General features: G+C 67.2%; 18 protein-coding genes and 1 pseudogene. 7 read left to right on the top strand and 12 right to left on the bottom strand.

What is annotated here, in order from left to right:
• Window positions 1-12 precede the first annotated feature (12 nt).
• The 4 genes and pseudogenes from AC069I_RS19400 (at window position 13) to AC069I_RS19385 (ending at window position 3,048) form a co-directional block, all read left to right on the top strand.
• Window positions 13-1,158: a glycosyltransferase family 4 protein gene (locus AC069I_RS19400; protein ID WP_219153844.1), complete on the top strand. Its 1,146-nt coding sequence runs from the start codon at window positions 13-15 to the stop codon at window positions 1,156-1,158.
• Window positions 1,155-1,637: an NUDIX hydrolase gene (locus tag AC069I_RS19395; RefSeq protein ID WP_478225927.1), complete on the top strand. Its 483-nt coding sequence runs from the start codon at window positions 1,155-1,157 to the stop codon at window positions 1,635-1,637. The genes AC069I_RS19400 and AC069I_RS19395 overlap by 4 nt, the downstream gene beginning before the upstream one ends.
• A gap of 12 nt (window positions 1,638-1,649) precedes the next feature.
• The gene (locus AC069I_RS19390) at window positions 1,650-2,123 is read left to right on the top strand and encodes an XdhC family protein (RefSeq protein ID WP_478266119.1); all 474 of its coding nucleotides are present in this window, start codon (window positions 1,650-1,652) and stop codon (window positions 2,121-2,123) included.
• Between the two features lie 47 nt (window positions 2,124-2,170).
• Window positions 2,171-3,048, top strand: a pseudogene (locus AC069I_RS19385) (IS5 family transposase).
• A gap of 80 nt (window positions 3,049-3,128) precedes the next feature.
• Here AC069I_RS19385 and AC069I_RS19380 read toward each other — a convergent pair.
• On the bottom strand, window positions 3,129-5,237 hold the full coding sequence (locus tag AC069I_RS19380; RefSeq protein WP_478266118.1) for an elongation factor G-like protein EF-G2: 2,109 nt from the start codon (window positions 5,235-5,237) through the stop codon (window positions 3,129-3,131).
• Between the two features lie 164 nt (window positions 5,238-5,401).
• Between AC069I_RS19380 and AC069I_RS19375 the strand changes: the two genes are divergently transcribed.
• The 3 genes from AC069I_RS19375 (at window position 5,402) to AC069I_RS19365 (ending at window position 10,028) form a co-directional block, all read left to right on the top strand.
• Window positions 5,402-6,820 carry an FAD-binding oxidoreductase gene (locus tag AC069I_RS19375; protein WP_478225930.1) on the top strand — a complete coding sequence of 473 codons (1,419 nt, stop codon included), beginning with the start codon at window positions 5,402-5,404 and terminating at the stop codon, window positions 6,818-6,820.
• Between the two features lie 190 nt (window positions 6,821-7,010).
• Window positions 7,011-7,949: a pyridoxal 5'-phosphate synthase lyase subunit PdxS gene (gene pdxS / locus AC069I_RS19370; RefSeq protein WP_478266117.1), complete on the top strand. Its 939-nt coding sequence runs from the start codon at window positions 7,011-7,013 to the stop codon at window positions 7,947-7,949.
• 1,347 nt (window positions 7,950-9,296) lie between these two features.
• Window positions 9,297-10,028: a hypothetical protein gene (locus tag AC069I_RS19365; RefSeq protein WP_478266116.1), complete on the top strand. Its 732-nt coding sequence runs from the start codon at window positions 9,297-9,299 to the stop codon at window positions 10,026-10,028.
• 340 nt (window positions 10,029-10,368) lie between these two features.
• On the opposite strand, the gene AC069I_RS19360 is transcribed toward AC069I_RS19365, so the two are convergent.
• The 11 genes from AC069I_RS19360 to AC069I_RS19310 form a co-directional block, all read right to left on the bottom strand.
• Window positions 10,369-11,430 (bottom strand): pyridoxal phosphate-dependent aminotransferase, encoded by a 1,062-nt coding sequence (locus tag AC069I_RS19360; RefSeq protein WP_478266115.1) that lies wholly within the window; start codon window positions 11,428-11,430, stop codon window positions 10,369-10,371.
• Entirely contained in the window at window positions 11,414-11,929 is a 516-nt protein-coding gene (locus AC069I_RS19355; RefSeq protein WP_478266114.1) for a hypothetical protein, read from the bottom strand. The genes AC069I_RS19360 and AC069I_RS19355 overlap by 17 nt, the downstream gene beginning before the upstream one ends.
• Window positions 11,930-11,947: 18 nt before the next feature.
• Window positions 11,948-12,202 (bottom strand): hypothetical protein, encoded by a 255-nt coding sequence (locus AC069I_RS19350; protein ID WP_478266113.1) that lies wholly within the window; start codon window positions 12,200-12,202, stop codon window positions 11,948-11,950.
• On the bottom strand, window positions 12,202-12,951 hold the full coding sequence (locus AC069I_RS19345) for a hypothetical protein (RefSeq protein ID WP_478266112.1): 750 nt from the start codon (window positions 12,949-12,951) through the stop codon (window positions 12,202-12,204). The genes AC069I_RS19350 and AC069I_RS19345 overlap by 1 nt, the downstream gene beginning before the upstream one ends.
• Before the next feature lie 324 nt (window positions 12,952-13,275).
• On the bottom strand, window positions 13,276-13,890 hold the full coding sequence (locus AC069I_RS19340) for a hypothetical protein (protein ID WP_478266111.1): 615 nt from the start codon (window positions 13,888-13,890) through the stop codon (window positions 13,276-13,278).
• Between the two features lie 191 nt (window positions 13,891-14,081).
• The gene (locus tag AC069I_RS19335; RefSeq protein ID WP_478266110.1) at window positions 14,082-14,777 is read right to left on the bottom strand and encodes a hypothetical protein; all 696 of its coding nucleotides are present in this window, start codon (window positions 14,775-14,777) and stop codon (window positions 14,082-14,084) included.
• A 38-nt stretch (window positions 14,778-14,815) separates the two neighbouring features.
• Window positions 14,816-15,793: a L,D-transpeptidase gene (locus AC069I_RS19330; RefSeq protein ID WP_478266109.1), complete on the bottom strand. Its 978-nt coding sequence runs from the start codon at window positions 15,791-15,793 to the stop codon at window positions 14,816-14,818.
• A gap of 91 nt (window positions 15,794-15,884) precedes the next feature.
• Window positions 15,885-17,810 carry a S53 family peptidase gene (locus AC069I_RS19325; RefSeq protein ID WP_478266108.1) on the bottom strand — a complete coding sequence of 642 codons (1,926 nt, stop codon included), beginning with the start codon at window positions 17,808-17,810 and terminating at the stop codon, window positions 15,885-15,887.
• Between the two features lie 360 nt (window positions 17,811-18,170).
• Window positions 18,171-18,578, bottom strand: coding sequence for a hypothetical protein (locus AC069I_RS19320; protein ID WP_478266107.1), 408 nt, complete (start codon window positions 18,576-18,578; stop codon window positions 18,171-18,173).
• A complete protein-coding gene (locus AC069I_RS19315; RefSeq protein WP_219152396.1) occupies window positions 18,575-19,345 on the bottom strand; it encodes a hypothetical protein in 771 nt (256 codons plus the stop codon). The genes AC069I_RS19320 and AC069I_RS19315 overlap by 4 nt, the downstream gene beginning before the upstream one ends.
• A 95-nt stretch (window positions 19,346-19,440) precedes the next feature.
• Window positions 19,441-19,740: a hypothetical protein gene (locus AC069I_RS19310; protein ID WP_478266106.1), complete on the bottom strand. Its 300-nt coding sequence runs from the start codon at window positions 19,738-19,740 to the stop codon at window positions 19,441-19,443.
• Window positions 19,741-20,510 lie beyond the last annotated feature (770 nt).

Here is a 20,510-nt window from a genome sequence, read left to right as displayed (position 1 = left end):
CAGGCGCGGGTCATGAAGATCGGGATCGTCTGCCCGTACTCGTTCGACGTACCGGGCGGCGTGCAGGGACACGTCATCGATCTCGCGAAGGCGTTGCTGGCACGCGGGCATCAGGTCTCCGTCCTCGCTCCGGCGGACGAGGATTCCGACGTCCCGGATTTCGTCGTCCCGGCGGGGAAGGCGCTCGGCATCCCGTACAACGGCTCCGTCGCGCGGTTGCAGTTCGGCCCCGTGTCCTACGCCCGGGTGCGGCGGTGGATCCGCGACGGTGACTTCGACGTCCTGCACCTGCACGAGCCTGCCGCGCCGAGTCTTTCCCTCTTGGCGTTGAAGGTCGCGGACGGCCCGATCGTGGCGACCTTCCACACCGCGACGACGCGTTCGCGCACACTGGCGGCGTTCCAGCCGGTGCTGCGGCCGCTGCTGGAGAAGATCACCGCGCGGATCGCGGTTTCGGCGCTGGCCCGCAGGGTCCAGGTCGAACACGCCGGCGGCGATGCGGTCGAGGTGCCCAACGGCGTCGACGTCGACTTCTTCTCCCGCGCGCTCCCGCTGGACGGCTACCCGCGCGCGGGTGGCACGGTCGGGTTCGTCGGGCGGTACACCGAGCCCCGCAAGGGCATGGGAGTACTGCTGGAGGCGTTGCGGATGCTGTTGCCGGAGTTCGAGGAGCTGCGCCTGCTGGTCGTCGGCCGTGGCGACGCCGATCAGCTCCGCCGCGAGGCCGGCCCTGAGCTGGCGCCGCATATCGACCTGCTCGGCCAGGTCGACGACGAGACGAAGGCGCGGGCGCTGCGAAGCGTCGACGTCTACTGCGCGCCGAACACGGGCGGCGAGAGTTTCGGGATGATCCTGACCGAGGCGATGGCGGCGGGCACGCCGGTGCTGGCGAGCGGGCTGGACTCGTTCCGGCGGGTGCTCGACGACGGCAAGGCCGGAATGCTGACCGAGACCGGCGACGCCGCGGCGCTGGCCGACGGCCTCCGCGAACTGCTCGGTGACCCGGCCCGCCGGGTGTCGCTGGCGGCGGCCGCCGGGGAACGCGTCGCGATGTTCGACTGGTCCGTGGTCACCACGCAGGTGCTGCGGGTCTACGAGACCGCGATCGCCGCCGATCCCCGGCGCGTCGGCGCGGGTGAACGTGAGTTCAGCCGATGACGACCTGGGTGTGGATCGGTGGTCTCGTGGCCGCGATCGTCGTACTGGGCGGGCTTTTCCTGCTCGCGACGGCGAACAGGCTGGACAGGCTGCACGTCCGGACGGATGCGGGCTGGGCGGCGCTCGACGCCGCCCTCGCGCGGCGCGCCGTCGTCGCCAGGGCGGCCGCGGCGATCCTGGGTGACGAGGAGCTGCGCGCGCTGGCCGAGCGTGCCGAGCGGGCGCCGAGGCCGGATCGCGAAGCCGAGGAAAGCGAGCTGACGTTGCGGCTGGCACGCGTCGACCGAGCGGCCCTGCCGACGCCGCTGGCCGAGGAGCTGACCGACGCCGAACACCGCGTCGTCATCGCGCGGCGCGTGCACAACGACGCCGTCCGGGACACCCTGCACTTGAGGCGGCGGCGGAAGGTCCGGTACTTCGGCCTCGCGGGGACCGCCCGGCTTCCGGAATACTTCGAGATCGCCGAACCCGAGCTGTAGGAGGACGAGCCCATGAGTGAGCGGCTGCTGGTGGCGGTGTTCGCGACGCCCGTGGCGTCGTTCCTCCTGCGCTACGGCAAGGACCTCGGCTTCAAGACGCTGCTGTTCGAGCCGGACGGCGCACGGGTGACCGACGTCGGGGACGGCTTGGACGCCCTCACGACGGTGCCGGACCTCGGTCCGGACGCCGACGTCGTCGTCACGGATCACGACCGGCCCGAGCTCGGCGACGTCCTCAAGGCCGTGCTGGACCGCCCCACCAGGTGGGTCGGCGTACTCGGCAATCCGCGCCACGCCGGCCCGCACGTCGCCGCGCTCAAGGCATTGGACGTTCCCGACCACGAGATCGCCCGGGTCCATCGCCCGGTCGGGCTGAACATCGGCTCACGCACGCCGCCCGAGATCGCCGTCGCCACCCTGGCCGGTCTGCTGGCCGACCGGAACGGGCGACCGGGCGGCTTCGAGTTCTCGCCGCCCAGCGTTTAGGGCGTGTCCTGCGGATCTTTTTCATGATCGTGTGCAGATGATGGATCGTGGTTGGTCGTGGGGAGTTGACGGATAAGGCGTGGGCAACGATCGCGCCGCTGCTGCCTGTGGAGACAGGTCGCAGGGGTGGGCGGTGGCGTAGTCACCGTCAGGTGATCAACGCGATTCTGTGGCATGAACGCACGGGTGCGCCGTGGCGTGATCTTCCTGACCGGTATGGGCCGTGGAAGACCGCTCATGAGCGATTACGGAAGTGGACCGCGGACGGGACGTGGGACCGGATCCTGGAGCACGTGATCGTCAAGGACGACTCCCTCGGGACACTCGAGGACAACATCGAGTTTGTGATCAGTGTCGATTCCACGAGTGTCCGGGCGCATCAGCACGCGGCCGGTGCCCGGAAAAAGGGGGCTGTGCGGACTGGATCGAAGAGCTCGCCGTCGAGGGCGAGTGCCTCGGGCGTTCCCGAGGCGGACTGACAAGCAAGATCCACTTGGCTGTCGACGCCGCCGGTCTGCCGTTGGCGGTGATCCTCACGCCAGGGCAGGCCGGGGACAACCCGCAACTGCTGCCCCTGCTGGACGAGATCCGTGACATCGAGGTGGACGGGCGGAAAGTGCGGGTCGGGCGAGTGCTGGCCGACAAGGCCTACACCCACCCGAGCACCCGGAAAGCGCTGCGGGAGCGCAGGATCAAGGCCACCATTCCCGAACGCGCGGACCAGATCGCCCGCCGGAAGGCCAAAGGCAAGTCCGGTGGCAGACCACCGGCCTTCGACCCCGACCTCTACAAGCTCCGCAACGTGGTCGAGCGATGCTTCAACAGGCTCAAACAATTCCGTGGCCTGGCAACACGGTTCGCCAAACGAGCCGCCTACCACCGCGCCGAGATCATCCTCGCCTGCATCGTCCTGCACCTCCGATGAAGATCCCCAGGACACGCCCTAGTCCTCTGAATGCGGTCCTTGCATGCGCAAGTACCGCATTCAGAGGACTAAACGCGGCGTCAGTAGGCCACCGCCCCTTCCGGCATCGGCTCGAACCGGGCATGCCTGCGGGTGAACGTCGCCGTGCCCGAGGTCAGCGAACGCAGGTCGATCGCGTAGCGCAGGAGCTCGACCGCGGGGACCTCGGCGCGGATGACCGTGCGTCCGCCTTCACCTGATTCGGTACCTAGCACGCGGCCGCGCCGGGACGAGAGATCGCCCAGCACGGTGCCCAGATGCTCGTCCGGAAGCCGTATCGCCACCTCTTCGAGCGGTTCGAGCAGCGCGATCTTGCCCGCCGCGGCGGCCTCCTTCAGCGCCAGCGCGCCCGCCGTCTGGAACGCGGCGTCCGACGAGTCGACGCTGTGCGCCTTGCCGTCGACGAGGGTCACCCGGATGTCGATCAGCGGATGGCCGTCGACGATCCCTCGCTGAGCTTGGGCCCGGACCCCTTTTTCGACGCTCGGGATGAACTGGTGCGGCACCGAGCCGCCGACGACCTTGTCCACGAACTCGAAGCCCGACCCCCTCGGCAGCGGCTGGACCTCGATGTCGCAGACGGCGAACTGGCCATGCCCGCCGGACTGCTTGACGTGCCGTCCGTGCCCGCGGCCCGGACCGGCGAAGGTCGAACGCAGGCTGATGCGGACGGGCTCGGTGTCCACGTCGGCGCCTCCCGCGCGCAACCGCGACAGCACGACGTCGGCGTGGGCCTCGCCCATGCACCACAGCACGAGCTGGTTCGTCTCGGCGTTGCGGTCCAGCCGGAGCGTCGGATCACCCGCGACGAGCCGGGAAAGGTTGCGCGCCAAAGTGTCTTCGTCGCTGCGGGTCTTCGCGACGACGGCGACCGGCAGCAGCGGTTCCGGCATCGCCCAGGGCTTCATGATCAGCGGATCGTCCGGTGAGGAAACGGTGTCGCCCGTTTCCGCCGAGCCGACCTTGGTGAGCGCGCACAGGTCGCCCGCGACGCAATACGGGACTTCGCGCAGGTTCGCTCCGAGCGGCGAGTACAGATGCGCGACCCGTTCGTCGGCGTCGTGATCCTCGTGCCCTCGTTCGGCGAGCCCGTGGCCCGAGACGTGCACCGGCCGTTCGGGGCGAAGCGTCCCGGAGAACACCCGCACCAACGACACCCTGCCGACGTAGGAGTCGACAGCGGTCCGGACCACCTCGGCCGCCAGCGGGCCGTCGGGATCGGCCCGGAGTCCGGCGTGCGGTTCGCCGGTGGGGGAGGTGACCTCCGGAGGGACGTGCTCCAGCGGCGAGGGGAAGGCGCGCACGATCCCGTCGAGGATTTCGGCGAGTCCCACCCCGGTGGTCGCGCACACGGGGATCACCGGATGGAAGGAGCCGCGGGCGACCGCGGTTTCGAGGTCGGCGATCAGCGTGTCCTCGGCGATCTCCTCGCCGGCGAGGTACCGGTCCATCAGGGACTCGTCCTCGCTCTCGGCGATGACCCCTTCGATAAGTTCGTTGCGGGCCTCGGTCATCCGGGCGAAATCGGCCTCGTCCGGATCGCCGACCTGGGGTGGGAAACCATTCGAATAGTCGAAGTAGCGGCGCGTGATGAGCCCGACGAGCCCATCACGCGCGGGCAGGTACAGCGGCAGGACTCCGGCGCCGAAAGCCTCCTGGCAGGCCGCGATTTCGCCTTCGGGGTCGGCGCGGTGATGGTCCAGCCGGGAGACGACCACCGCCCTCGGCATGCCGACGGCGGCGCATTCCTCCCAGACCGCGATCGTGGCCGCGTCGACGCCTTCCGCCGCGCAGACCACGAACAGCGCGGCGTCGGCGGCTCGAAGCCCGGCGCGCAGCTCGCCGACGAAATCGGCGTATCCGGGGGTGTCGATGAGGTTGATCTTGTGGCCCTGATGCAGCACCGGCGCGACCGAGAGGCCGACCGACCGCTGCTGCCGGACCGCCGCGGGGTCGTGGTCGCATACCGTGGTGCCCTCGACGACCGAGCCCGCCCGGGTCACCGTGCCGGACGCGGCGAGCAGCGCTTCGGCGAGTGTCGTCTTGCCTGATCCCGACGGGCCGACCAGGACGACGTTACGGACCTTCGCCGGGTCGTCCACAGCGACGGCGGCCCCGGAGTCCCCGTTCTTGCTCTGTTTGTCGGCCATGCCGGTCTCCTCACCACACGATGCCGCGTACAGATGTGTCCTCGATCACACACCCGCGACGGGCGTCGCGGCAAGGCGGCCGGCGAGGGAACCCCCTAATGTCGACGCGCCGTTATGCTCGATGGCGGACACCCGGAGGCGAATCCGACGGTGGGGGATGAGCGATGGAGCTCGACAGGCGAACGGTGTTGCGGCTGGCGGGGGCGGTCCCGGTGATGGCGGCGGTGCCCGCGGAGCTTCCCGGGGGCGGTGGTCCGTGGGAACGGTTGCGCGCCCGGTTGGCGGGTGAGCTGTTCCGGCCCGGCGACCCCGGGTACGACGAAAAGAGGCTCGGGTTCTTCAGCCTCTACGACCATCGGCTGCCCGCCGGTGTCGCGGTCTGCGCGAATGAGGACGACGTGCGGCACTGCGTCGATTTCGCGGCCAGGCAGCGGATTCCGATCGCGGCCCGCTCCGGTGGGCACAGTTACGCCGGCTATTCCATTGTGGACAAAGGGCTGGTCGTCGACCTGTCCCGGCTGAACACGGTCGAGATCCTGCCCGGCGGCCGCGCGGCGATCGGGGCGGGCGCGCGGCTCGGCCAGGTGTACGAGGTCTTGGCCGCGGCGGGTCGCGCGCTGCCCGCCGGCAGTTGTCCCCAGGTCGGAATCGCCGGGTTGACCCTCGGCGGCGGGATCGGCGTCTTGGCCCGTAAGTACGGGCTGACCTGCGACAATGTGGAATCTGTCCGCTTCGTCGGCGCGGACGGCGAGGTACGCCCGGTGTCGGAGGAGACCGCGCCGGACCTGCTGTGGGCGTTGCGTGGCGGTGGCGGCGGCAACTTCGGCATCGTCACGTCGTTCACCTTCCGCACGGCGGCGGCCAGGACGCTGACGAACTTCAACCTGGTCTTCCCTCCGGCCGCGCTGGCGGCCTTGGTCGCGGCCTGGCAGGAGTGGCAGCCCGCGATGCCGGACGAGTTGTGGTCGGGGATGGGCCTCGGCGCCGCGGCCGCGAACTGCGGTGGCTGTTTCGTGGGCTCCGCCGCGCAGGTGAACCCGTTGCTGGACGATCTGGTCCGCCGCGTCGGCATCCAGCCGCTCAAACGCGAAGTGGCCGAGCAAGGCCACTTGGCCACCATGCGGACCTACGCGCAGGAGTCCGCCTTCCCGGCCGCGGTCGCGCAGCGCGGGGAATATGTGGCCACTTCGCGGATGCTGACCCATCCGGTGCCCGACCCCGACGCGCTCGCGACGTTGCTGAGCAGCGATCCCCATCTGTACTCGATCGTGGACGCGTACGGCGGCGCGATCGCGCGGGTGCCGTCGAGCGAGTCGTGCTTCCCGCACCGGTCCGCGCTGGGCAGTGTCCAGATCATCCGTGGCCTGGAGGGCGGCGAGGCGTACGCGCGCCAGGTGATCGGCCGGGTCCGGGACGAACTCGGCCGCGAATACGGGCGGGCCGGGTACGTCAACTACATCGACCCAGAGATGCCCGAGTGGGCGAAGGCGTACTACGGCGACAGCCTGCCGCGCCTGCGCCGGGTGGCGCGGAAGTACGACCCGGACGGCCTCTTCGCCTTCACCCAGGGCCTGGCCCGCTAGCCCTGTTCCGCATTTGGTCCTCTGGATGCGGTAGTTGCACGCGCAACTACCGCATCCAGAGGACCAAACGCGGGCCAGATCACCCAGTGGACTGCTGAAATCGCCGCGAACTGGCCTGCTTCAGAGGTCCAAAACCGGCCTACGCTCGGAGGCGTCACCCCACCTCGTGCGCTTTCCGAAAGGTCCAGCAGTGTCTGACGACTCCACGAACACGGCCAGCACCTCGCTCACCGGCACGGCCCGGGTCAAGCGCGGGATGGCGGAGATGCTCAAGGGCGGTGTGATCATGGACGTGGTCACCGCCGAACAAGCGAAGATCGCCGAGGACGCCGGCGCTGTCGCCGTGATGGCGCTCGAGCGGGTTCCCGCGGACATCCGCGCGCAGGGCGGCGTCGCCCGGATGAGCGACCCGGACCTGATCGACGGCATCATCGAGGCCGTTTCGATCCCGGTCATGGCGAAGGCCCGCATCGGCCACTTCGTCGAGGCCCAGTTGCTTCAGTCGCTCGGCGTCGACTACATCGACGAGTCCGAGGTGCTCACCCCGGCCGACTACGAGAACCACATCGACAAGTGGGCCTTCACCGTGCCCTTCGTCTGTGGTGCGACCAACCTCGGCGAGGCGCTGCGCCGGATCAACGAGGGCGCGGCGATGATCCGCTCCAAGGGCGAGGCCGGCACCGGCGACGTCTCGAACGCGACCACGCACATGCGCAAGATCCGCGCGGAGCTGCGTCGCCTCTCCTCGCTGCCCGAGGACGAGCTTTACGTTGCGGCAAAGGAACTTCAGGCCCCGTACGACCTCGTCAAGGAGGTCGCGGAGAAGGGCAAGCTCCCCGTCGTGCTGTTCACCGCGGGCGGTATCGCGACCCCGGCCGACGCCGCGATGATGATGCAGCTCGGTGCCGAAGGCGTGTTCGTCGGCTCCGGCATCTTCAAGTCCGGCAACCCGGCGCAGCGCGCCGAGGCGATCGTCAAGGCCACCACTTTCTACGACGACCCGGACGTCATCGCGAAGGTGTCGCGCGGTCTCGGTGAAGCGATGGTCGGGATCAACGTGCCGTGGTCCAAAGATGCCGACACGACGGTCCGCACGGAGTTCACCAGTTTGTCCGAACGCGGCTGGTAGGAGTCGATGCAGTCATTTGAGATGCCCCGTGAACGGCTGTTCACGGGGCATCTCGTGGCTACTGGAACCATTAGTGGCTACGGCCGCAAGGGGACTGGGGTAGTGCCTGCTAGAACCGCCATGGCCCGCCTGGCTCCAAGTCGTCCGCAGCCATCAGCCAGTGGCTACCGCGAAGTACTCCGGATAGTGGTAGTAGCTGCCATCCGCTTGAACACCCATCAAATCCGCGTCAGGCACAAGTCTTCAGAGCGGTCGTAGTGTCATGCAGTCGCCACTCCAGGATCGGCTGCTGCGTGCGGGGGCGCCGTCTCGGCTCCGGCGAATGCGGACGTCGATTGGCCGGCCCCCGGCCCGGCGCATTGACCGTTAGAGTGCCCGCCCTGGCAGCACCACCACTCGCTGGATCACGTTTCCGAGCAGGACAGTGGTGCTGGCCCGACGGCGGTGCTGAGCAGGTTGCGGAGTGGGTCGACGGTCGGGGCGAGACGGTAGGCAGCGAGTGAGTTGCCCCGTCAGCGTCGGGTCGACCGTGTTCAGCCCTGGTTCCTGTAGGGGCCCATTCAGGAGAGGGCTACATTGGGCTGAACTGCGAAAACTTGCTCGCCTCGCACTCGGTGCACCGCGTCGTCCCTCGGAGAGCCGGAGAAGCGCATCCAGCAATGCCATAAGCACACGCAGATGGGCCCAGGCTTCGTTGGCGGCCCGATGCGACTGCTGTCGGCCGCTCAGGCCACCGAGAAACCTTGTGGCGTCGGTGCTATCGCCTTGGAGTGCGTCGAGGTATCGATGAGTCATCCGCGTAGCCGTAGCGACAAGCGGGTGAGCGCCTCGTGCGTGATTCCACTCAGTCGTCGTCCGGCCGGAGCAGTCGCGCAGCCACGAGGAGATCTGGCACTGACTGGGCGTCGTCGCCGAACTGGTCCAGCCGTTTCGGTCGGCTGACGCGTGGTGTCGTTGCTCCCTGCGAGTGCACACATCCGCTGGAGCACTGGGCGGGTGACACTCTGATGCCCGGAGGAAAGCGTCGAGGCAAGGGGCTGAACTCTGCGGCCGGGAGTGGCCGCGGCGTAGGCGGAGCAGCTCGGGCTGGCTCTAGGCAGTCGCCTGACTCCAGTTTCTGGATCTATACGGCCAGCCGGAAGGTTGGGCTGTCGGGACTATCGACGATTCCATGCCATCTGGGCCCGGAATCTCTTGCACGACTGCTGCTCCCCGGCGCGGACCGTATAACGCCGTATTCGAGCCTGCATCGTGCTAGTCGCTTTCGGGGACCGTTTCTGTGACCGCGGCGGATTCGTTGCCCGGGCACTTGCTAGAAGAACTGGACCATTTGGTTCGATGGGTGCCATGCCTACCGCATCCGCACCGCCTGACCCTTGGTACGCGTCCGGCACGTTCTGGGCGATCATCGGTGTCGCCGTGGCGGTCATCTTCGGCATCGGTGCGATCGTGGCGGCATACGGATCGCAGAACCCGCGCCGCCGGCTGAATGTCTTCGTCTCCAGCTCCACGCCGCTGGTGCACGAGAAGGGTCAGCAGCTCGCGCTTGAAGTCATGTCGAACGGGGATCTGCTCGAAAATCCGCACCTGGTCACCGTCGAAATCGTCGTGCGCGGCCGCCGGGATATCAGGAAGGACGCGTTTGACGGCCCCATCGAATTGATGTTCGGTGCCCGCATCGTGGGCGTGCTGGAAGCCAGCGCCACCAGCAGGGTGCCAGGCACCCCCGAACCGGTGTGGAACCGTACCGGGGACGACGTTTTGCTGATCGAACCCGCCCTGCTTCGGCGAGACCACAAACTGGCCTACACCGTCCTCGTGGACGGCCCGCACCCGCCAGACTTCCAGGCCATCGTGCCGATCGAGGTAGACGTTCGCATGGAGTCGCCCGTCCCACCTGATCCTCGGATCCGCAGAAACCTGGTCCTGATCGGGATACTCTTCACACTCGGATCAACCCTGTCGGTATTGCAGAAGGTTGTGCCAATCCCGGGTCCCGATTTCGGCCTGGTGTTCGTGGGAGCTGCCGCAACGCACACGGGCTTCGCGTTTGGTTCGAGACCGTCTCGCCGGGGGTAGCTTCCCGAGTCGCGGGCGCTAGCAAGTCAGGCCTTTTCGTCCGGTCCGGTCGTCGCGGCCGGGACGATCAGCCCAGGCGCTCGCAACAGTCGCAACACCGGCTCGTTGATACCGCGATCGCGATCCCGATCGCGGCCTGGACACCGGGTCGAGCGCTGCCAAGGCGATCGCGCGCTGCCAGCACGGGTTGTACTTGATCATCGCCGTGTCCCACGCGTCGTCCAGCGCCGGCTGATAACGATCACCTAGCTTGACGCGCCATCTTCAAAGCTCGACATCCGACTTGGTCGAGCACCTGGTCGGCGACATCGCCCTGATCAGATCCGCTGGCTTCTGCCGTCTAACCCGTGACCCAAGTCTGCGCCACGTGTAAAAAGGCGTCGTTGTCAGACTGAGTGCCGATCGTGACACGCACGCCTTGGTCGGCAACGTCGAGCACACGCACACCCATGTCGCGACAGTGCGTGGTGAATCGGTGGGAGTCGTCGGCCAACGGCAGCCACACATAGTTGCCGTGGGAGTTTGCTGGTGCGAAACCGATCCGATGTAGCTCTGCAATCACCCGAGCACGTTCATCGGCGATGCGGCCTACGTTCTCCCGCATCGCAGCCTGGTCTTCCAGGGCAGAGACAGCCCCGACCTGGGCATCGGCAGCGATCTCTCGCGGCACCGCCGCCTCATTGACGGACCGTGCAAGCGCAACTGGTGCGATGCCGTACCCGATCCGGGCGCCGGCGAGACCGTATGCCTTCGAGAATGTTCGGGTCACGACGATGTTCTCTCGGCCTGCGTCCCACCGCGTCTTTGCCAATTCGGCTCCATCGACCACCAGTGGGTCAGTGGCGAATTCAATGTACGCCTCGTCGAGGACGACGGTGATCTCATCGGAGACGTAGTTGAGGAACGTACTCAGCTGGTCCCCACGGGCGATCGCTCCGGTGGGATTGTGTGGGTTAACAACGATGATCATCCGTGTGGAAGGGGATACGGCGTTGAGCATCGCCTCCAGGTCGAGTACCTCGCCACCAGCGTGCGGCACCGGATGTGCCCGAATGCCAGCTTGCCGGGCGAAGACATCGAAGGCGGCGAACGCCGGCGTCGTCCACAGCACGGTGTCGTCCGGACGTGTGCATACCACGCGCATCAATCGCTGCAGAATCGACGATGATCCAGCGCCGAGCATGATGTGTTCGGGCTTGATCTGGAGGTTCTTGGCCAGCGAGGCGATCAGGTCCGTCGATGCCGGGTCTGGATACCGGTGAAGCTGAGCCAGGTCGGCGATGGCCGCGCGGACGGAGGCGGGAGGTGGGTACGGCAGTTCGTTGGCGGCGAGTTCAGTGAGCTCGTTGATCCGACTTGGGCTGCCGACGGACGGAATGCTGGTGCTAGTGCTTGTCGACATGCCACACCGCCGTGCTCCAGGAGGCCGCTTTGAGCTGTTCGTGGTATCGGCCGTTTCGGTAGTAGTTCTGGACCTGGGCTGCACGGGCTTCGGCAAGGGTGTTGAGGCGGGGAAGCCGTTCGATGTCAGAGTCGAAGTATGGGTCAGTGCTGGACTCGACGATCATGGCGACCTCGGCTCCCAGGTTCACGCGAACGTGCGGCACGCCCTTCCCGATCATCATGATCGAGTGAGGAGAGTGGAGATATGTGTGCTCCAGCTGCGGTCCGACCAGCGAGGCAACGAGGCCGTAGACCACGAAGGCTGTGCTCTCCGAACGCAGGCGCAGTACCGGTCGAGTGTGGTGGTCGCCCGGCATGCGTACGATTCCAGACGACAAGGACTCGACCGGCGCGATCCCGGAGTGCACGGCGGGGACACGCTGGTGACGCTGCGGAACGGCAGCGTAGTCGGCGACCGAGTTCGTGCTATGTAGTTGATGCTGAATGCTGCGAGTCATGACTGCTCCTACCGGATTTCAGGCGCTGATGCTGGGCACACGGGTAGAGAGGCTGGGCTCGTGGAGTTCTCGGGTACACGTGATGCGGGTGCCGAAGCGGCCGATGTTGCCGAGGAGGCTGATCCAGTCGGTGTCGCTGTGGGGCACGCCGAGCCCGTCGGCGCCGCCTGGTGCGATCGCCATGCCGGTGTCACCAATGGCTAGTAGAACCACAGAGGTGGCGACGGTGGCCAGAAGTACTACGCTGGCGAGGATCTTGGTCAGCTGAGTCATCATTCGTCCTTGTCGTTGGGTGGCGGGGCGGTGGCCTGATACGACGTTTCCGCTGGCTCCCTTTCGGTTATCGCATGAAAGTCACAGTCCGGAACGTGGAGTCGGGAGACTGTGGCCCTTGGATGGTTTACGTTGTATGCCGCGATGAGCTGCCTGTATCTGGCAGCGATGATCTGGCCGGTAGGCCCACGCTGTGGGCTGTCGAGCCCGCGACAGACCAGCCGGTAGACCTGGTCGGTGATGGACGGCGTCGCGCTGGCGAAACGGCGTTGCGCGTTCAGGCAGTGGCCCAGCATGCGGCTCTCATGTTTGTCGCCGCCGTCGGCGCGCGGTCGAGCCGGATAGCGGTCTCCGTAACCCTGGAATCCCAGTTCTACGCTCAGCAGTCGAGGCAGGAACCAGCTAGTCACGACGTTCTGCCCACTGAGTCGCGCTGGTTTGGTGCTGCGATAGCCGTCGAAGGCGGCAGCGAGGTCGGCCAGTTCGGTTTCGCTGAAACTGCTCATTCCCGGACGGGCACCCGCTCCGCGGGCTCGGTTGTCCAGCTGCGCGCGATCGGGCAGAAGGGCTGTGTTGCCAGACAGTACTGATTGCGCGATATCCCAGACATTGTATGACCAGAACCAGAACTGCGCCCGTGCGAGGACGTCGTCGACGATCATGTGCTCTGCGGGGACAGTCAGATAGGCCGCGTGGTCGAGGAATCGTTGCCGTGGAGGCATTGTCATCGGCCCGCCCTGGTCGTGCACGATCCGTAGGTAGCTTTGGACAAAGTGAACTTGGAGCGCTTGACTCCCCTGAGCGTGGCGGAAAGATGCATAGGCGAGATGGCGGAGATGCTTAGACCACGTGATCGGTGACCGGCGACGTCTCCGGTCGGGTGGGCGAGGTGGGGCTGAATCGGTCGGTGAGTTGGTGAGCACTGGAGGGCTCCCGAGGCCGGAGGGTGATGGACAGCTCAACGAGTTTGTTGATGCTGCACAGGTCAGGTGGGGCAGTGGGACCGGTGATTGTCCGGACCCACTGCCCCTGGGAGGGTGAGCTAGAGGTTTAGATCAGCTCGGTGTCTCGGCTCAGCACCACGGGACGTAACCAGTGCCGCCGCCGCCGGGGCCGGTGCCTTGGCGGACTTCCCACAGGTCGCTGCGCATCCAGCCGCTTCGCCAGCCGCCCGAGGTGTACAGGCTCATCCAGCCCCACGTGTAGCCGCGGTGCGGGATCTTGCAGCCGACGTAGGCGGTCGAGCTGCGGTAGCCGTAGGCCAGGACACGACCACTCGGGACCGACGCGCGCAGCCGGGCACCGTTGGCGGTGATGTCGACGTAGGAGCCGCCCTGCGCCTGCACTCCGCCCGCGGACCGCATGGCCTGGTTGTCGCCGCGGCGGTGCGCCAGACCCGACCACGGGTCGGACTGCAGGCCGCGGACTTCCGTCCCGTCCGGCGCGATCGCGGGAACGTCGCTTCCCGCGAGGCCGCCGGGGACGGGGCCGACGTCCGCGTCCGGGGCGAGCTTCAGTCTGGCGTGCGCGGAGCCCGGCTCCCAGTTGCCGTCGATGCTGATGGTCCCGGCGGGTGCGGCGCTGGCGGTGCTCGTGGTCACGGCGGCCCCGCCCACGACGAGTGTGCCGAGCGCGAGCGCGGTCAGCGCGATCCGCCCGCGGCCGGTTGTGGTAGTCGTCGAGTTCACGTTTCTCCTCCAAGGTGCGGCGACAGCCGCGTCGTCGTTCATTCACTGCTGGGATTGAGGGAAAACCTGGTGTTTCCCCTCGGGTTGTTGTCCGTTCCGGACGGTCGGCACGCCTGTGAGGTGGACGAGCCTGTCCGCGGAACGGGAGAGGGGGGCCGGGGCAGCGCTGGCGGGCGCTGCCCCGGCGGGTATTACCCGGTCACCGCGTGGTGGCCCGGTCGCGGCGGGACCGGTGTGGCGTCCTTCTCCGGTGTCTTGCCCGTTCCCGGCTTGCCGGTTCCGGGCTTGCCGGCTCCCTGCGTCGGGGTAGCGGGCTTGCCGGTAGGTTTGCCCGTGGGGGCCGGCGTGCCGGTCGGGTTGGGCTTGCCAGTTGGCGGCTGTGTGGTCGGCGGGGTCGTCGCCTTGTCACAGCTCACTCCGGCGGCGGCCACGGTCTGGCTCTTCGTGCCCTTGGCGTCGGTGATGGTGACGGTGACGCCGACGACGCTGGGACCGCCGCCCTTCCCCGGGACGACCTGGAAGAACTTGGTGTTCTGGGCGCTGCCGGAGAAGGTGACCTTGGTGACCCCTTGCTCGCAGGTCGCGGTGACCGAGCCGAGTGCCTTGCCGCCGACGGTCAAGCTGCCGACGGTCGCCTTGGCGTAGCCGGGCCGGGTCTCAGTCGAGATTCCCGACGCGGCAAACGACATCCCGGAGAGGGAGCCGCTGTTGGCGGCCTTGTTCTCATTTCCGGTGGCCCTGACACCGAACGCGGTGGACCCCGCTGCCGCGGCGGGCGGTGCTGTGGTGGAGGCGGTGACGCCGATGACACCTGCGGCGAGGATGCCGCCGATACCGGCGGTCACGAGCGTCCGGCGGGTGGCAGGTCGATCGAGTGTGTGGACCACGTGGTCCCCCCTTGACTGAGTGAAGTGAATGCGGGTGGTCACGTGATCTCCACGAGGCTGCCCAGGGGCACGATTCGGGAGATCACGTCGAGTGCGTCGGCGGGAACGCGGACGCAGCCGTCTGAGGAGGCCCGCCCGAAAACCGCTGGGGTGGGCCAGGAATGGATGCCGACAGTCCCTGGGCCGCCGCCATAGCTGGAGTAGGTGTCCGAATGCGACCCGAGCGGCAGGACGACACGGCTGAACGCTTTCGGGCTGGTGTCCAAAATGGACGAGAGGATGAAGGTTCGGCCCGCCGGGGTGATCGCGCCCGGCTTGCCGATGCCGACCGTCCAGACCCCGATATGGCGGTCCTGCTCGAACAGCGTCAGGGTGAAGCGGGCGCGGTCGACGACGAGGCGGTGCTTGCTCCGTTCGACGGTGACGTCCGGGTCGTCGAGGTACACCCAGCCGGTGGATCCGTTGGGACGGCTGGGAAGCAGGACCTGCGCCCAGCTGGGTTCCTCCGTGATCACGGGGACCTTTGTTTCGGTCCTCAGCTCGCCGAACGTCTGCTGCGCGGGGAGTGCTGCGATCGGCGGCCCGCCGGGCTGCGCATACACCGCGATCGTGGCGGTGGGGTGGATGATCCGGCCCGAGGTGCGCGCAGTGGGCGCGGGGTCCTGTGGTGCGCCAGTAATAGTGGTGAAGGTCGTAGCGTGGGGGAGTTCGGCGAGGCTCTGTGCGTTCATCTCCTGCGGCGCCACGATCTGTTCGCTGGCTAATGAGTGCGGAGCGTTGGGCAAGGTGGTGATCATCGCCGTCGGCTCGCCGGAGCTGATGATGATCGCGGCTGCCAGCGCGATGGCGGCGGCGGCCAGCCCCGCGATCGCGGCCAGTCCGGTCCGGCGGTTCCGCGCGCGTGAGGGCGGCTCCGTCGAGCCGCGCCGTCCCAATGGGGTGTTCGGGCCGAGCGAGGCGTCCTGCTCGTGTCCGGACTGATTCGGTCGCTGGGTCTGGTCGCCGTCTTTGTCCATCGGAGCCTCCTTTCCGTGGGGTTACTGGGATGTGGCCGGGGTGCCGTGGCGGGCCGTTCCTGCGCGGAGCGCCGCCACGGCACGATCCGGGCTACTTGCTGAGTGCGGCGGGGAAGCCGGCGGCCGGTGTGCCGACGCCGGTCAGCGGGTCCCAGCCGGGGCCGCTCTGCAGCGACTGGGGCTTCTGGTCGAAGTCCACGAGGTAGCTGCCCTGTCCCGGGGGAACCGAGACTCCGCCGTAGGAGCCCAGCCGATCGGTCCAGACCCCGCCGTCGCGGTGCTTGACGTCCGAGATCGCCGGCGTTCCCGCGAGGTCGTAGATCGCGGGGTTGACGAACCCGAGCCGATCGATGCCCGCGGCCTGCGCGGAGGTGGCGATCATGCCCGCCAGCAGCGGCGAGGCGAGGCTCGTACCTCCCGATGCGTATTCGAAATAGCCGTGACCGGGAACGGTGTGGCCCACGGCGAAGCCGGTGTAGGCATCGGCCAAGGCGGCGATGTCGGGAACCGCTCGGCGGGTGCTGGACACCTTGCCCGCCTGGTATTCCGGGCGCTCGAATACCTGTGACACGCCACCGCCGGCACCGCCCGCGAACGGCCCGTCCCTGTCCTGGGTCGGGACATAGCGGTCACCGGACTGGACCAGCCCGGTGGAGGTCCAGCCGGTGTCCCAGAGTTTCTTGCCCGCGCCGTCGATCGCGGCCGAGGTGCCGCCGACGGCGGTGACCCACGGGTGAGAGCTCGGGAAGGTCGCCGACTGCTTTCCGCCGGTCACACCGGACAGGTCGCCCGCGTCGCCGGAGGAGAACAAGATCGACTGACCCTGGATGGCGGCCTGGACACCGATGGAATCCATCAACTGCCGGGCCGCGGGCGACGCGGTCGTCTCGTCGCCGTTGTAGCCCCAACTGTTGGTGATGATCCCGACTTCGTTGTCCGCGACGGCCTTGTTGAGCGCGGTGTAGAGACCGCGGCAGTCCCGCCCGGCGTAGTAGGTGATCTTCGCCGCCGGGGCGATGGTGTGCGCGGCCTGCACGTCGAGGGCTTGTTCACTTGCCCACCCGTCGGGCTCGCAGGCGGGGTCCGGGTTGAATCCGCCGTCGGGCAGCTTCACGGTGTACTGGCCGGGAGCCAGTGGCGGCGAGCCGAATTTCGCGGCCGCGCGGTTGGCGTCGGCGAAGGTGCGGTCGCCGTTGTAGGCGGCGACGATGCCGATGTTGGTTCCCGCCCCGGTCTGCGTGGCTGTCAGTCCGTACAGTCCCCGCGTCTGCGCCGTGTTGTAGCCGCAGATTTCGTTGGACTGATCGGGATACTTGCGGGGCACGCCGGTGTTGACGGTCTGGCCCCAGTACGTCGCGCAGCCCGTTCCGTCCGCGGCCTGTGCCTGTGCCGCAGGCGCGCGGCGATCCACCCGCTGTGGAGTGATGGTCTTCTCGGAGTCGTCCAGTCCGACCACTGCGGTCACCGCATCACGAAGGGAGGCGGGCAGGGTGATCGCGGACTCCGGGGCGACCAGGTTCTCGACCTTGCCGTGCTTTCCGCGGTGCTGGTAGGTGGAAAGCTTGGCGCCGAAGGCTTTTTCCAAGGTGGAGTTGTCGGCGACCGCCTCGATGATGTGCCGGTTCGCCGACACCTCGGTGATGCGGACGCCCTGCTTCTGCAGCCAGCCGCGGACCTTGTCGACGGTGTCGTTGGTCGCGGCGAACCGGTGGGTGAACTGGCCGGCCGTTAAGACCTTGCGGTAGTGCGGTGAGCCGGGCGTGCTGATCGCCTTCGCCAGCTGCTCGGCGCCGGCCCGATCTCGCAGGGCCAGCGCGACCTGGATGCGACGCTGGGCGCCGCCATCGGTGCCGCCGATCTTGGCAGCCGGTGTGGCCCAGGCCGGTGTGCTGCTCGCGACGGCGACCCGCTCTCCGTCCTGCCCGGTCACGGCGATCGCGGGCGTGGCGGCCGAGATCGCGGCGAGTGCCGCGCATCCGGCAATTGCGCCGGCTGCGCGAGATGGTCGTACTGACATGGGTGATGCCCCCGTTTTGGTTGGCGTATGTGATAGATCGGAGTCGCTCGCGTATCGGCGGACCATTGACCGGATCACCAAACGTCAGTAAGGCGCATTGGTGATCAAGAAGGAGTTATCTCGGCATGATCGTTGCGGACCGCTTGCGGTTCCGATGTGGCTCCAGCAATTTCCGCTGGCCTGTGAGCTGTGATTTCTGGCTCGGGATCAACTTTGCACAACAGGTAAACGGTCTGTCAACTGGTTGTCGTGCCGATTTTACAATCGTCTTTTTGGGTTTGTTTTTGTGCAGCTTTTATTGCCCGTGAGCCCAAGGGGCTGCAAACGGGCTGCATATTTACTGATTAGCTTTTTGTACTATTACTGAGGTGTCGTTGGCTCCACTTTTTCCGCGACGAACGGGAGTCCTGAGCCGCATACGGTCGCGTTGGTCATCGGGTCGAAGGTGTAACCGACGATGCGGACGTGTTCTTGCGTCGGGCCGCCTTCGAACACCGCTCGTTCATGGTCCGTCGCGACTTGACCGACAAGACGAAGCATTTGGCCGTGATCGGTCATCATCGTCGCGCATCCGACATGGTCGGTACGCCACGTCGCGGTGCCCTCGACGACGATCTGGGGGCCGGGCTTGCCAGGCAGTGCCGGATGTACCCGGTCGGTGACCGGTGGTGAGAGCGGTGCCGGAGGGCTGTGGCTGCAGGCGGTCACCGATATCGCGGCCACGGCAAGCATGACGGCATGGCCACATCTGCCTTTCCAGAGTTTCATGATGGCCGGTCGCGCCGATGGTCGCGCGCCGCCTGGACAACGGCCTCCGCTACCAGGATCAACGAGTTCGGTTCCGGCATCCGGGACATCAGCGGGGCCAATAGGTCATGTGCGCGTGCTGTGCTGAACTTGCGGCCCATAAGCCATACTTCTCTGAGCTGGGTGCCGCAGCGCCGGACTGCGTAGATCTCTCCGGTGCGCGCGAGGTGTCCCACCAGCCAGCATCCGGCGCGAGCGAGAGGTTGCGCGGTCGGATCGTCGCCATCGCGTCGCCACAGGTCCCCGAAGTCCTCACCTCCGATGGTGCCCGCGAGCCCGTCCGGGTCCGCGTCGCGCCGGGTATCGATCAGGAACGACGAGACATCATCGAAGACGGACACCCCAGCTGGTACTGCCGGTGAGCGGGTCCAGCCGGCGGCGGCCTCGGCGAGCAGTCCCTCCTGGGGCTGCATGGCGATCACGAATGATCGAAGGTTCACTTTCAACGCCACGACTTCTGCGTGGATTCGGTTCGCGTCGAGATAGCGGGTACGTGCGCTCTCGGATTTGGCCCGCAGTTCAGCGCGGCGAATGCGCGCGAACCACGATGACCCGGTGTCCGCCAGCAAACGGCGCAGCCGTGCGTACTCAGCCATCTCGCTGGCGACTTTGCCGGCAGTCCTGCGTTCGAGGTCGCGGAGATGGGCCTCCGTTCGCAGGACATCGACCGCGATGTCACCGCTGGACTGACGTTGCTCGAGAAGCACCTCTGCGACTTCGTCGGGCACGGCTGTGGTGCGCTCTCCGAGGTGTAATACGAGGCCGCGATCGTCTGGAGCGCTTTCCCACCACGGTCCGGCCAGGGCCTTGGATGTTGGTCTGGTCACGCCGTGGCCGCCATCGACTGCGTGACGGGCTGCGGGAGTTCTGGCGATGTGGGTGGTGAGATGGACTCGAACCAGTAAGCGGTCGTATCGTGGTCGATCGAGTACGTCGCGAACGCGTGGTAGCGGGCTTTGTGCATCGCGGTGATCAGTTCGCCATTGGTAGTGGTGCGCAAAAATCCCGTGAAAAGCGGGGTAGCGTGCGGATCGCGGGGTTGTTGAGCGACGTGCGTCCAGCCCGATTCCTCGTCTCGGACGAGGACCAGGAGCCGGGGGATGGGCATGCCGGAGTCGGTCATGAAGTGCCTCCTTGAAGATTCGTGCTGTGTGATGTCGCGGTCGTGTGAGGATTTGCGACGATCGTTGCGGTGATGAGCGACCCGCTGGGCAAGGTCGGTGAGGTACGAGCGGCTTAATGCAATGCTGGAGACGAGTCCGCCGATTTCAGGCTGAGGTAAGGTGTCCCGGCTTCCAGGCGCATACTGTTGGTCTGGTCAGAGCGGAGGAGTCCTGCGGCATCCGGCTCGACGCGTTGGGCACCTCGCCGTGAGAGGCTGCGCCGGCTCCGCGCTTGGGGCGGGTGATCGGGGTTGCTGTTCGATCCGGCCTGGCGGGTGCGAGCCTGTAGAGCTCAATCGAGTGCATGTCTTCCCCTGGAGCAATGCTGGTCGTGGTCAGCCTGTGTCGGGCTCGACGATGTGAGTCAGGCCTTGATCGAGCAGGTGCAGATAAGGGTGCGGGGCCGTGGCCCTCACTGCGCACCCCGCGGATTCTCGGTCTAGAAGGTGGGCGGGCGCTACCGCAGTCGAGGGTGGCAGCGCCCGCCCGGCAGGTGCCGTAGTGGAGCTTGCGTACGGCACGAAGGTGTATCCGTTTCATGTGTTCCGGGCACCGAATCCAGTGCGTCGACTGCCGCGTCCTGGGAAGCCGGGCGCAGGCCTGTCACGATCACCGTCAGGTGCCTGCTAGCGGCGTGCTCGCTGAGGCCGGTCAACACGTCACGCCGCGACGCCACGATCGTGTTAGCGCCGTGCGCGATCCCCGTCCGCGTGTTCACCGGCCCCAGCCC

The sequence above is a fragment of the Amycolatopsis sp. NPDC043885 genome, from assembly GCF_056435685.1.
Note: the sequence above shows the minus strand (reverse complement) of the source record. Positions and strands in the feature narration are given on the sequence as shown.